This window comes from Streptomyces sp. NPDC029152 (assembly GCF_055564355.1).
Window position 1 is genome coordinate 103,880 of the sequence record NZ_JBVHWR010000007.1, and the last position, 12,118, is coordinate 115,997.

Genomic DNA, 12,118 nt, shown 5'->3' on the forward strand with positions numbered 1-12,118 from the left:
AGCGGAGGACTCAGAGCATGGCCGGCGCGATGCGCAAGATGGCGGTCTACCTCGGCCTCGTGGAGGACGATGGGTACGACGGCCGGGGGTTCGACCCCGACGACGACTTCGAACCCGAACTGGACCCGGAGCCCGAGCGGGACCACCGGAGGCACGAACCGGCACACCAGCCGCATGGTTCACATCAGCCTCAAAGGGAAGAAGAGGTGCGAATCGTCCAGCCACCCGCGCAGCGCGAGCCGGTGGCCCGGTCCGCTTCGCTCGGGGCGGAATCGAGCCGCCCGGCGCGCATCGCGCCCGTGGCGTCCATCACACAAGAACGCGCAAGCCTGGAAAAGAGCGCACCGGTCATCATGCCCAAGGTCGTGTCCGAACGAGAGCCCTACCGGATCACCACACTTCACCCCCGGACCTACAACGAGGCCCGTACCATCGGGGAACACTTCCGTGAGGGCACGCCGGTGATCATGAATCTCACTGAGATGGATGACACAGATGCGAAGCGACTTGTCGACTTTGCGGCCGGTTTGGTGTTTGGTCTTCACGGCAGTATCGAGCGGGTGACACAGAAGGTGTTCCTGCTGTCTCCTGCTAACGTCGATGTCACGGCGGAGGACAAGGCCCGCATCGCAGAGGGCGGGTTCTTCAACCAGAGCTGAGACGCACGACCGGTTAGAGCAAGACCACGGATCCGAGGGCGGGTCCGAGAGATGGTTCAGGGGAGAGGGAAGCACAGGTAATGAGCGTGGTCCTGGATGTGGTCTACATCGCGCTGATGTGCTTCCTCATCGTGCTCATCTTCCGGTTGGTCATGGACTACGTCTTCCAGTTCGCCCGCTCGTGGCAACCCGGCAAGGCGATGGTGGTCGTTCTGGAGGCCACCTACACTGTCACCGATCCACCGTTGAAGCTTCTGCGGCGGTTCATCCCGCCGCTGCGTCTCGGGGGCGTGGCGCTCGACCTGTCCTTCTTCGTACTGATGATCATCGTCTACATCCTGATCTCGATCGTGAGCCGGCTGTGAGCGATGAGAGAGATACGGGCTTGCCGAATGCCGACGACAACGTTGAGGTGAAGAGATGCCGTTGACCCCCGAGGACGTGCGGAACAAGCAGTTCACGACCGTCCGCCTCCGAGAAGGCTATGACGAGGACGAGGTCGATGCCTTCCTCGACGAGGTCGAAGCCGAACTGACCCGGCTGCTCCGCGAGAACGAGGACCTGCGCGCCAAACTGGCCGCGGCGACGCGCGCGGCTGCGCAGAACCAGCAGAACATGCGCAAGCCCCCGGAACCGCCCCAGGACCAGCAGCAGCATCCACAGCATCCACAGCAGCAGGGCGGCATGCCGCAGCAGGGCATGCGAGGTCCCGGCGCTCCGGTGCCCGCCGGCATATCGGGCCCGCCGCAGCAGCAGATGGGTGGCCCCATGGGTGGTCCGCCCCAGCTGCCGAGCGGTGCCCCGCAGCTGCCCGCCGGCCCCGGCGGTCAGGGTGGCCCGCAGGGTCCCGGTCCGATGGGCCAGGGTCCGGGGCCGATGGGCCAGGGCCCGGGTCCGATGCAGGGCCAGATGGGTCCCGGTCCGATGGGCGGCCCCATGGGCGGTCCGCAGGGCCCCGGTGGCCCCGGCCTGCCCGGTCAGGGCGGTCCCGGCGGCGACAGCGCCGCCCGTGTCCTCTCGCTCGCCCAGCAGACCGCCGACCAGGCGATCGCCGAGGCGCGTTCCGAGGCCAACAAGATCGTCGGTGAGGCGCGTTCGCGTGCCGAGGGTCTGGAGCGGGACGCCCGTGCCAAGGCCGACGCCCTGGAGCGGGACGCGCAGGAGAAGCACCGCGTCGCGATGGGCTCCCTGGAGTCCGCCCGCGCCACGCTGGAGCGCAAGGTCGAGGACCTGCGCGGCTTCGAGCGCGAGTACCGGACGCGGCTGAAGTCCTACCTGGAGTCGCAGCTGCGTCAGCTGGAGACCCAGGCGGACGACTCGCTCGCCCCGCCGCGTACGCCCGCGACGGCCTCGCTGCCGCCGTCCCCGGCGCCCTCGATGGCTCCGGCCGGCGCGAGTGCCCCGTCCTACGGCGGCAACCAGTCGATGGGCGGCGGGCCGAGCCAGTCCGGTCCGTCCTACGGCGGTCAGCAGCAGATGTCGCCGGCGATGACCCAGCCGATGGCACCGGTGCGGCCGCAGGGGCCGTCGCCGATGGGACAGGCGCCTTCGCCGATGCGCGGGTTCCTGATCGACGAGGACGACAACTGATCCGTAGTACGGCGTAGCCTTCGGCGGCGTTCAGGGCGGGCCCCGGGTTTCTGACCCGGGGCCCGCCCTCGTGTGTGGTGCGGGGTGTCGGCGCCGGGCGGGGTGGGGCCGGTGGCCAGGCGTTGCGGGGTGCCTCCCCCGGAGGGGCCCCACCGCCCTCGGGATACCTCCCGGGCCGTCCAGACCCTGGGGAGGGCACGACTGCCCGCAGCTGCCGCGAGCGGTATGACGAAAGGCCCGGCCCCTCGGTGCGAATTCCAGGGGCCGGGCCTTCGCTGTGGCCGTTACCGCTGCTTGCGCAGCCGGAACGTCAGGGACAGGCCCTCGTCCGTGAACGCGTCCCCGTAGCCGTCGTCCGCCTCGCCCTGGGCGAAGTCCGTCGCGAGGACCTCGTCGGAGATCAGCGCGGCGTGCTCGGTCAGGGCGGCGATCGTCGCCGGGTCCGTGGCCGTCCAGCGCAGGGCGATGCGGTCGGCGACGTCGAGACCGCTGTTCTTGCGGGCCTCCTGGATCAGGCGGATGGCGTCGCGGGCGAGGCCCGCACGGCGCAGCTCCTCCGTGATCTCCAGGTCGAGGGCGACCGTCGCGCCCGAGTCCGAGGCGACCGACCAGCCCTCACGCGGCGTCTCGGTGATGATCACCTCGTCGGGAGCGAGGGTGATCGTCTCACCGTCGACCTCCACCGACGCCGTGCCCTCGCGCAGCGCCAGGGAGAGGGCGGCGGCGTCCGCGGCCGCGACGGCCTTGGCGACGTCCTGGACGCGCTTGCCGAACCGCTTGCCCAGCGCACGGAAGTTGGCCTTCGCCGTCGTGTCGACCAGGGAACCGCCGACCTCGCTCAGCGACGCGAGGGACTCGACGTTCAGCTCCTCCGTGATCTGCGTGTGCAGCTCGGGGGAGAGCGCGTCGAAGCCCGTCGCGGCGATCAGCGCGCGGCGCAGCGGCTGCCGGGTCTTGACGCCCGACTCCGCGCGCGTGGCGCGGCCCAGTTCGACCAGGCGGCGCACCAGCACCATCTGCTTCGACAGCTCGGGGTCGATCGCCGTCAGGTCGGCCTCGGGCCAGGAGGCCAGGTGGACCGACTCCGGGGCACCCGGGGTGACCGGGACGATCAGGTCCTGCCAGACCCGCTCGGTGATGAACGGGGTCAGCGGGGCCATGAGCTTGGTGACCGTCTCGACGACCTCGTGCAGCGTGCGCAGCGCGGCCTTGTCGCCCTGCCAGAAGCGGCGGCGCGAGCGGCGGACGTACCAGTTGGACAGGTCGTCGACGAACGCGGACAGCAGCTTGCCGGCGCGCTGGGTGTCGTAGCTCTCCAGCGCCTGGGTCACCTGGTCGGTGAGCGCGTGCAGCTCGGACAGCAGCCAGCGGTCCAGCACCGGACGCTCGGCCGGGGCCGGGTCGGCCCCGCTGGGCGCCCAGCCGCTGGTGCGGGCGTACAGGGCCTGGAAGGCGACCGTGTTCCAGTAGGTGAGGAGCGTCTTGCGGACGACCTCCTGGATGGTGCCGTGGCCGACGCGGCGGGCCGCCCACGGGGAGCCGCCGGCCGCCATGAACCAGCGCACCGCGTCGGCGCCGTGCTGGTCCATCAGCGGGATCGGCTGCAGGATGTTGCCCAGGTGCTTGGACATCTTGCGGCCGTCCTCGGCGAGGATGTGGCCGAGGCAGACGACGTTCTCGTACGAGGACTTGTCGAAGACCAGGGTGCCGACGGCCATCAGCGTGTAGAACCAGCCGCGGGTCTGGTCGATGGCCTCGGAGATGAACTGCGCCGGGTAGCGGGACTCGAACAGTTCCTTGTTCTTGTACGGGTAGCCCCACTGCGCGAACGGCATCGAGCCCGAGTCGTACCAGGCGTCGATGACCTCCGGCACGCGCGTGGCCGTCCTGCCGCAGCCGTCCTGCGGGCAGGCGAAGGTGACCTCGTCGATGTACGGGCGGTGGGGGTCGAGCGCGGACTGGTCGGTGCCGGTCAGCTCGGACAGCTCCGCGCGGGAGCCGACGGCGGTGAGGTGATCGTCCTCGCAGCGCCAGATCGGCAGCGGGGTGCCCCAGTAGCGGTTGCGGGAGAGCGCCCAGTCGATGTTGTTGTTCAGCCAGTCGCCGTACCGGCCGTGCTTGACCGAGTCGGGGAACCAGTTGGTCTTCTCGTTCTCCTGGAGGAGACGGTCCTTGATCGCCGTGGTGCGGATGTACCAGGACGGCTGCGCGTAGTACAGCAGCGCGGTGTGGCAGCGCCAGCAGTGCGGGTAGCTGTGCTCGTACGGGATGTGCTTGAACAGCAGGCCCCGGGCGTCCAGGTCCTCCGTGAGCTGCTCGTCGGCCTTCTTGAAGAAGACGCCGCCGACCAGGGGGAGGCCCTCCTCGAAGGTGCCGTCGGGGCGGACCGGGTTGACGACCGGCAGGCCGTAGGAGCGGCAGACCCTGAGGTCGTCCTCGCCGAAGGCGGGGGACTGGTGGACCAGGCCGGTGCCGTCCTCGGTGGTGACGTACTCGGCGTTGACCACGTAGTGCGCGGGCTCGGGGAACTCCACCAGCTCGAACGGGCGCCGGTAGGCCCAGCGCTCCATCTCGGCGCCGGTGAAGGACTGCCCGGTGGTCTCCCAGCCCTCGCCGAGGGCCTTCTCGACGAGCTGCTCGGCGACGACCAGCTTCTCCTCACCGTTCGTCGCGACGACGTACGTCACGTCGGGGTGCGCGGCGACGGCGGTGTTGGAGACCAGCGTCCAGGGGGTGGTCGTCCAGATCAGGAGCGCCGCCTCGCCGGCCAGGGGACCGGAGGTCAGCGGGAAGCGGACGTAGACGGAGGGGTCGACGACCGTCTCGTAGCCCTGGGCCAGCTCGTGGTCGGACAGGCCGGTGCCGCAGCGCGGGCACCAGGGCGCGACGCGGTGGTCCTGGACCAGCAGGCCCTTGCCGAAGATCTCCTTCAGCGACCACCAGACCGACTCGACGTACTCCGGGTCCATGGTCCGGTAGGCGTCGTCGAGGTCGACCCAGTAGCCCATGCGGGTGGTCAGCTCGGCGAAGGCGTCGGTGTGCCGGGTCACGGACTCGCGGCACTTGGCGTTGAACTCGGCGATGCCGTACGCCTCGATGTCCTTCTTGCCGTTGAAGCCGAGCTCCTTCTCCACCGCGAGCTCGACCGGGAGGCCGTGGCAGTCCCAGCCGGCCTTGCGGGCCACGTGGTAGCCGCGCATAGTGCGGAAGCGGGGGAAGACGTCCTTGAAGACGCGCGCCTCGATGTGGTGGGCGCCCGGCATGCCGTTGGCGGTGGGCGGGCCCTCGTAGAACACCCACTCGGGGCGGCCCTCGGACTGCTCCAGGCTCTTGGCGAAGATCTTCTGCTCGCGCCAGAAGTCGAGCACCGCGTGTTCGAGCGCGGGCAGGTCGACCTGGGCGGGCACCTGACGGTACTGCGGCTGCGTATTCAACGAGCTTCCTCCGGCGGACGTACTGCCTTCCGTCGGAGGGACGAGAGCCGTAAAGGCTACGTACGCCGCTGTGTGCGGCGCGCTCCCGCGGTACCACCCTCCTTGGCCCCCCGGTGCGTCGTGTGCGCCGGTGAGCCCCCTCATTGGGGCAGCGAGGCCGGTTCTACTCGCCCGTCCCTCGGGTCGGGCTTTCCTCCGGCGGCTCCGGGGTGATCTTCACGTCGCGCTCGCCCCCGGGCTCACACCGTCCCCGGGTCGCTCTGGGCTGCGTACGCCGCTACTCGTCCCCATCCACGCTTTTCGCTCCGCCCAGTGTACGGCGCCGCGCGGACAGCGGCCGACCGGTTTCGGCGCCGGGCGGGGAGGGGGCGTCGGGCGGCCCCCGGTGACCCGAATGCCGGGCCCGGGGCCCGGATCCCGGCGGGTCCGGCCGGGAACCGGGCCGGCGGATTACCGGGCGGGGAGCTGGGCACAACGCATGCATGCTCGCCGCGCGGCGCGCGGTGGGCGGGCGAATCGGGCGGCGTGCCCCGTTGCCGCGGGGCCCGAGTCGATTTATCGTCCCAGCACGATTCGCGAGCAAGATCACAATATGTGAAGGGGCCGCGGCCATGGTGGCGAAGAAGACCGCCGTAGAGCAGTCGGAGGCGACTGCGAAGAAGTCCGCTGCCAGGAAGACGACGGCCGCGAAGAGGACCACGGCGAAGAAGGCCGCCGCGGCGGAGCGCGCCGTGGACGGGACCGCGGCGGAGAAGGCCGCGGCCAAGAGGACCGCGGACAAGAGGACCGCGGCCAAGAAGAGCACGGCGAAGAAGGCGGGCGCGGCCGAGGCCGCGGAGCAGACGGGAGCCACGACGGTGGTTGCGAAGAAGACTCCTGGCACGGCCACGGCGGCCAAGTCCGCGGTTCCGAAGGCACGCGGCACCGCCGCGGTCCCCGGCGACCTCGCGGTACGCCCCGGCGAGGACCCCTGGACCCCGGCGGAGGTCGAGGAGGCCCGCGGGGAGCTCCAGTCCGAGGCGGACCGGCTGCGCACCGAGATCGACCAGTCGGAGCGGTCGCTGCAGGGCCTGATGCGGGACTCCGGGGACGGCGCCGGCGACGACGAGGCGGACACCGGCACCAAGAACATCACGCGCGAGCACGAACTGGCGCTGGCCGCCAACGCGCGCGAGATGCTCACCCAGACCGAGCGCGCCCTGGAACGCCTGGACGCGGGCACCTACGGCCTGTGCGAGAACTGCGGCGACCCCATCGGCAAGGCGCGCATGCAGGCCTTCCCGCGGGCCACCCTGTGCGTCGAGTGCAAGCAGAAGCAGGAACGCCGCTACTGAGCCGGCACCGGTCGCGCCGTTCCGCCTCCGTGCACGTCCCGAGCACGTCCTGAGCACGTCCGGGACGGGAGGCGTGCCGTACCCTCGTCCTCAGTCAGGTACCTAGGCTGAGGGACTCACGTGGCAGAGGCGGAGCGCATCATCGGTACGCCGGACACCCCGGACGCGGCGGGGGACGGGCAGGAGCGGCCCGAAGCCGAGCAGGAGCGGGCGCCGGAGCGCCCCCGGGGCAAGCGGCGGATCGCCGTGCTGTTCGCGGTCGCCGCGTTCGCCTACCTCCTCGACCTGGTCAGCAAGATGATCGTGGTCGCCGAGCTGGAGCACCACGAGCCGATCGAGATCGTCGGTGACTGGCTGAGGCTCGCCGCGATCCGCAACGCGGGCGCGGCCTTCGGCTTCGGCGAGGCCTTCACGGTCATCTTCACGGTGATCGCCGCGGCCGTGATCGTCGTGATCGCCCGCCTCGCGCGCAAGCTGCACAGCCTGCCGTGGGCGATCGCGCTCGGCCTGCTGCTCGGCGGCGCGCTCGGCAACCTCACCGACCGGATCTTCCGCTCGCCCGGCGTCTTCGAGGGCGCGGTCGTCGACTTCATCGCGCCCAAGCACTTCGCCGTCTTCAACCTCGCCGACTCGGCGATCGTCTGCGGCGGCATCCTGATCGTGATCCTCTCCTTCCGCGGCCTGGACCCGGACGGGACCGTCCACCGGGACTGAGGCCCCGTGCCGGACGGGCGTGCGGGACCGTCCGGGCCGTCCGGCATACTCGACGGGTGAGCACGCTTCCCGAGATCCGTACCCTGCCCGTGCCCGACGGCCTGGAGGGCGAGCGCGTCGACGCCGCCATCTCCCGCATGTTCGGCTTCTCCCGTACCAAGGCCGCGGAGCTCGCCGCGGCGGGCAAGGTGCAGGTCGACGGATCGGTGGTCGGCAAGTCCGAGCGGGTCCGCGGCGGCGCCTGGCTCGAGGTCGAGATGCCCCAGGCGCCCGCGCCGGTGCAGGTGGTCGCCGAGCCCGTCGAGGGCATGGAGATCGTGCACGACGACGAGGACGTGGTCGTCATCGTCAAGCCCGTCGGCGTCGCCGCCCACCCGTCGCCCGGCTGGACCGGCCCCACGGTCATCGGGGGACTGGCCGCCGCCGGGTACCGCATCTCCACCTCCGGCGCCGCCGAGCGGCAGGGCATCGTGCACCGCCTCGACGTGGGCACCTCCGGTCTGATGGTGGTGGCGAAGTCGGAGCGGGCGTACACCTCGCTCAAGCGCCAGTTCAAGGAGCGCACCGTCGACAAGCGCTACCACACGCTCGTGCAGGGCCACCCCGATCCCACCAGCGGCACCATCGACGCCCCCATCGGCCGTCACCCCCAGCACGACTACAAGTGGGCCGTCACCGCCGAGGGCAAGCCCTCCGTCACGCACTACGACCTCATCGAGGCGTTCCGCGCGGCCTCCCTGCTCGACGTGAAGCTGGAGACCGGCCGCACCCACCAGATCCGCGTCCACATGGCCGCCCACCGCCACCCCTGCGTCGGCGACCTCACCTACGGCGCCGACCCGACGCTGGCCAAGCGGCTGCGCCTGACCCGCCAGTGGCTGCACGCCGTACGGCTCGGCTTCGAGCACCCCGGCGACGGACAGTGGGTCGAGTACGCCAGCGACTACCCCGAGGACCTCCAGCTGGCCCTGGACCGGGTCCGCGAGGAGACCTACGCATGAGCACCCCGGCCTACGAGGTGCGCGTCGTGGAGGACCTCGCCGACCGGGAGGCGTGCTTCGCGGTGCGCAAGGAGGTCTTCGTCGCCGAGCAGAACGTCCCGGAGGACATCGAGTACGACGCGTACGACGCCGGCGCCGTGCACGTCCTCGCGGTCCGGGAGGACGGCGTACCGCTCGGCACCTCGCGGCTGCTGCACGGCGCGGCCGCCGCGGCGAGGAACGGCGACGGGGACCCGGCCGTCGGCTCCCTCGGACGGCTCGCCGTCGTCCGGGACGCCCGCGGACTGGGCGTCGGGGCCGCGCTGGTGCGCGCCGTCGAGGACGCGGCACGCGCGCGCGGGCTCACCGCGGTCGACCTGCACGCGCAGACGCACGCCCTGGGTTTCTACGAGCGACTGGGGTACCAGGCCTACGGACCGGAGTTCCCCGACGCGGGGATACCCCACCGCGCGATGCGGCGCTTTCTGTAGGAGCCGAGCCGGACCGGCTGGTGGGGCCGGTGACATGGCAGGCTGGAAACCCGCCGTGTGCACGCCGAGACCCCACCGGAGCGGTGACCGTGGATCAGTTGGCCCTGTTGTTCATGCTGCTGCTCGGGGCCCTGCTGAGCGTCCCGGTCGGGGACCGGCTCGGGCTGCCGGCGCCCGTGCTGATGACGGTCCTCGGGATCGTCCTGGCCCTGCTCGACTTCGTGCCCAACGTCGACATCCCGCCCGAACTCATCCTGCCCGCCCTGCTGCCGCCGCTGCTGTACGCGGCCGTGCGGCGCACCTCCTGGCGGCAGTTCGCGGCCAACAGACGCCCGATCTTCCTGCTGGCGGTCGCGCTGGTGTTCGTCACCACGGCGTGCGTGGCCACCGTGGCCCACGCGATCGTGCCGGGTCTGCCGATCGCCGCCGCCTTCGCGCTCGGCGCGCTGGTGGCGCCGCCCGACCCGGTCGCGGCGACCGCCGTCGCCGGCCAGCTGGGACTGCCGCGCCGCCTGGTGTCCATCCTCGAGGGCGAGGGCCTCTTCAACGACGTGACGGCCATCGTGCTCTACCACGTGGCCATCGCCGCGGCCGTCAGCGGTTCCTTCTCGCCGTGGACGGCCGGCCTCGACCTGGTGCTGTCCGCCGTCGTCGCCGTCGCGGTGGGCCTGGCGCTGGGCTGGGGCGCCAACAAGCTGCTGGACCTGCTGGGGGACGCCACCCTGCAGATCGGACTGACGCTGCTCGTGCCCTACGTCTCGTACGTGCTGGCCGAGGAGCTCCACGGCTCCGGGGTGCTCGCCGTGCTGACCACCGCCATGTTCCTCGCCGAGTACGCGGTCGGCGCCGACGACGTGATGACCCGGCTGGCCGGGCACACGGTCTGGGACGTCGTCGACACCCTCGTCACGGGCGTCGCCTTCGGGCTGATCGGACTGGAGCTGCACAACGCCGTCCGCACGGCCTCCGGACGGTGGACCGAGCTGCTGGGCTGGGCCGGGGCGATCGTCGGCGTGGTGATCCTCGTCCGGCTGGTGTGGCTGCTGCCGGCCACCTGGCTGACCCAGCGGCTGCACGCCCGGCGCGACCACGACGAGGACATCCCGACGAGCTGGCGGGAGACCGTCGTCATGTGGTGGTCGGGGATGCGGGGCGTCGCCTCGGTGGCGCTGGCGCTCGCGATCCCGCTGAAGACGGAGGACGGCTCCCCCTTCCCGAACCGGGAGGAGATCGTCTTCATCGCCTTCGGGGTGATCATGGTGACGCTGCTGCTCCAGGGCCTGACGCTGCCGTGGCTGGTGAACCGGCTCGGGGTGCGGTCGGACACCGAGCGCGAGAAGGACTACGAGAAGGCGCTCGCCGTGCGCGCGGCGAAGGCGGCGAAGCAGCGGCTCAAGGAGATCGAGGCGGTCGAGGAACTCCCGGAGGAGCTGTCCGAGCAGATGCTGCGGCGGGCCTTCGACATCGGCATCAGGATCAGCCCGGACATCGGGGACGAGGAGCGGCGCGAGGCACAGCTCCAGCGCGCCCGGCGGCTGAAGCGGATCCGCCGGATCCAGGGCGAGATGCTCAGCGCCGCGCGCCACGAGGTGCTGGCGGCACGCAGCGAACCCGGGGCCGACCCGGAGATCGTCGACCGGGTGCTGCGCCACCTGGACGTCCGCAGCCTGCGCTGACCGTGCCGCCGGGCCCGTGCGCCCCGGTCACAGGGTCTTGCGCGACTGGTGCGGGAAACGGCGCGCCTCCCCGTCCGCCGGGCGCCGGGAGCGGGGGAAGCCGCCGAGGTCGGGGCGCCGGTCCGCGTCCGCCGTGTTGACGCGGGGCAGGGCGTACGGGTGCTCGTCGGCCAGCCAGCGGATCATCTGCTCGCGCACCTCGACCCGTACCGTCCAGATGTCGTCCGCGTCCTTCGCCGTCACCAGGGCCCGTACCTGCATGGTGTTCGGGGTGGTGTCCGTGACGGTCAGGTTGTAGGCCCGTCCGTCCCAGGCCGGGCAGCCGCGCAGGATGTCCCGCAGCCGCTCGCGCATCGCGTCCAGCGGGGCCGTGTGGTCGAGGTGCCAGTAGACGACGCCGGTCATCTGCGGGGTGCCCCGCGACCAGTTCTCGAACGGCTGGGACGTGAAGTACGACACCGGCATCGTGATCCGGCGCTCGTCCCAGGTGCGCACGGTCAGGAAGGTCAGCGTGATCTCCTCGACGGTGCCCCACTCGCCGTTCACCACGACCGTGTCGCCGAGGCGCACCATGTCGCCGAAGGCGATCTGCAGCCCCGCGAACAGGTTGCCCAGCGTGGACTGCGCGGCGATGCCGGCCACGATGCCGAGGACACCGGCCGAGGCCAGCAGCGAGGTGCCCGCCGTGCGCATCGCCGGGAACGTCAGCAGCATCGACGACACGGCGACGACGCCGACGACCGCGGAGACCACCCGCATGATCAGCGACACCTGGGTGCGCACCCGCCGCACCCGGGCCGGGTCGCGCTGGGCATGGGCGTGGGCGTAGCGGGAGTACGACGTCTCGACGACGGCCGCGGCGATCCGGATCACCAGCCAGGCCGCCGAGCCGATCAGCACCAGCGTCAGCGTCCGGCCGACGCCCACCCGGTGCTCCGGGAACACCCCTGCCTCGACGTAGGTCCCTCTCAGCAGCGCCGCGCACAGCACGAGCTGGTAGGGGACGCGGGCACGGCGCAGCAGCCCCCACAGGGGTGTCTCGGCGTGCCGTCCGTCGGCCTTGCGCAGCAGCAGGTCGGTGGCCCACCCGATGACCAGGGTCAGCAGGACGGAGCCGCCGACCACGAGCAGCGGACGGAGTATGTTCTCCGGGTTCTCCATCCCTCGAACGTAACCGGCCCGGCCCGGCGCGAACCTGTGACGTGCGTCCCCCGCCGGACGCCGCCGCCCGTCGCGTTGT

10 protein-coding genes are annotated in these 12,118 nt (G+C 71.5%); 8 read left to right on the plus strand and 2 right to left on the minus strand.

The genetic code is table 11. From position 1 onward, the window contains the following. The first annotated feature begins 17 nt into the window (after positions 1-17). From ACZ4V6_RS16730 to divIVA, 3 genes are all read left to right on the plus strand, one after another. Entirely contained in the window at positions 18-659 is a 642-nt protein-coding gene (locus ACZ4V6_RS16730; protein WP_467827603.1) for a cell division protein SepF, read from the plus strand. 80 nt (positions 660-739) lie between these two features. Then, on the plus strand, positions 740-1,024 hold the full coding sequence (locus ACZ4V6_RS16735; RefSeq protein ID WP_007448661.1) for a YggT family protein: 285 nt from the start codon (positions 740-742) through the stop codon (positions 1,022-1,024). A 55-nt stretch (positions 1,025-1,079) separates the two neighbouring features. After that, positions 1,080-2,249, plus strand: a complete 1,170-nt coding sequence (divIVA, locus tag ACZ4V6_RS16740; protein WP_467827605.1) for an apical growth/hyphal branching protein DivIVA — start codon at positions 1,080-1,082, stop codon at positions 2,247-2,249. Between the two features lie 284 nt (positions 2,250-2,533). On the opposite strand, the gene ileS is transcribed toward divIVA, so the two are convergent. Continuing rightward, positions 2,534-5,683: an isoleucine--tRNA ligase gene (gene ileS / locus ACZ4V6_RS16745; protein ID WP_467827608.1), complete on the minus strand. Its 3,150-nt coding sequence runs from the start codon at positions 5,681-5,683 to the stop codon at positions 2,534-2,536. Positions 5,684-6,294: 611 nt separating this feature from the next. Between ileS and ACZ4V6_RS16750 the strand changes: the two genes are divergently transcribed. The 5 genes from ACZ4V6_RS16750 to ACZ4V6_RS16770 all read left to right on the plus strand — a co-directional run bounded on the left by ACZ4V6_RS16750 (position 6,295) and on the right by ACZ4V6_RS16770 (position 10,878). After that, positions 6,295-7,017 (plus strand): TraR/DksA family transcriptional regulator, encoded by a 723-nt coding sequence (locus ACZ4V6_RS16750; RefSeq protein WP_467827610.1) that lies wholly within the window; start codon positions 6,295-6,297, stop codon positions 7,015-7,017. A gap of 120 nt (positions 7,018-7,137) precedes the next feature. Further along, positions 7,138-7,731, plus strand: coding sequence for a signal peptidase II (gene lspA / locus ACZ4V6_RS16755; RefSeq protein WP_467827613.1), 594 nt, complete (start codon positions 7,138-7,140; stop codon positions 7,729-7,731). Between the two features lie 56 nt (positions 7,732-7,787). Continuing rightward, positions 7,788-8,732 (plus strand): RluA family pseudouridine synthase, encoded by a 945-nt coding sequence (locus ACZ4V6_RS16760; protein ID WP_467827615.1) that lies wholly within the window; start codon positions 7,788-7,790, stop codon positions 8,730-8,732. Continuing rightward, entirely contained in the window at positions 8,729-9,202 is a 474-nt protein-coding gene (locus tag ACZ4V6_RS16765) for a GNAT family N-acetyltransferase (protein ID WP_467827617.1), read from the plus strand. Before ACZ4V6_RS16760 ends, ACZ4V6_RS16765 begins: the two co-directional genes overlap by 4 nt. A gap of 89 nt (positions 9,203-9,291) precedes the next feature. Then, positions 9,292-10,878, plus strand: a complete 1,587-nt coding sequence (locus ACZ4V6_RS16770; RefSeq protein WP_467827620.1) for a Na+/H+ antiporter — start codon at positions 9,292-9,294, stop codon at positions 10,876-10,878. Positions 10,879-10,905: 27 nt separating this feature from the next. Here ACZ4V6_RS16770 and ACZ4V6_RS16775 read toward each other — a convergent pair whose 3' ends face one another. Then, positions 10,906-12,039 carry a mechanosensitive ion channel family protein gene (locus ACZ4V6_RS16775; RefSeq protein WP_467827622.1) on the minus strand — a complete coding sequence of 378 codons (1,134 nt, stop codon included), beginning with the start codon at positions 12,037-12,039 and terminating at the stop codon, positions 10,906-10,908. Positions 12,040-12,118: the final 79 nt, after the last annotated feature.

Coding starts and splice junctions, on each gene's coding strand:
- divIVA (WP_467827605.1), top strand. CDS start 1,080: ATGCCGTTGACCCCCGAGGACGTGCGGAACAAGCAGTTCACGACCGTC.
- ACZ4V6_RS16775 (WP_467827622.1), bottom strand. CDS start 12,039: ATGGAGAACCCGGAGAACATACTCCGTCCGCTGCTCGTGGTCGGCGGC.
- ACZ4V6_RS16750 (WP_467827610.1), top strand. CDS start 6,295: ATGGTGGCGAAGAAGACCGCCGTAGAGCAGTCGGAGGCGACTGCGAAG.
- ACZ4V6_RS16730 (WP_467827603.1), top strand. CDS start 18: ATGGCCGGCGCGATGCGCAAGATGGCGGTCTACCTCGGCCTCGTGGAG.
- ACZ4V6_RS16765 (WP_467827617.1), top strand. CDS start 8,729: ATGAGCACCCCGGCCTACGAGGTGCGCGTCGTGGAGGACCTCGCCGAC.
- ACZ4V6_RS16735 (WP_007448661.1), top strand. CDS start 740: ATGAGCGTGGTCCTGGATGTGGTCTACATCGCGCTGATGTGCTTCCTC.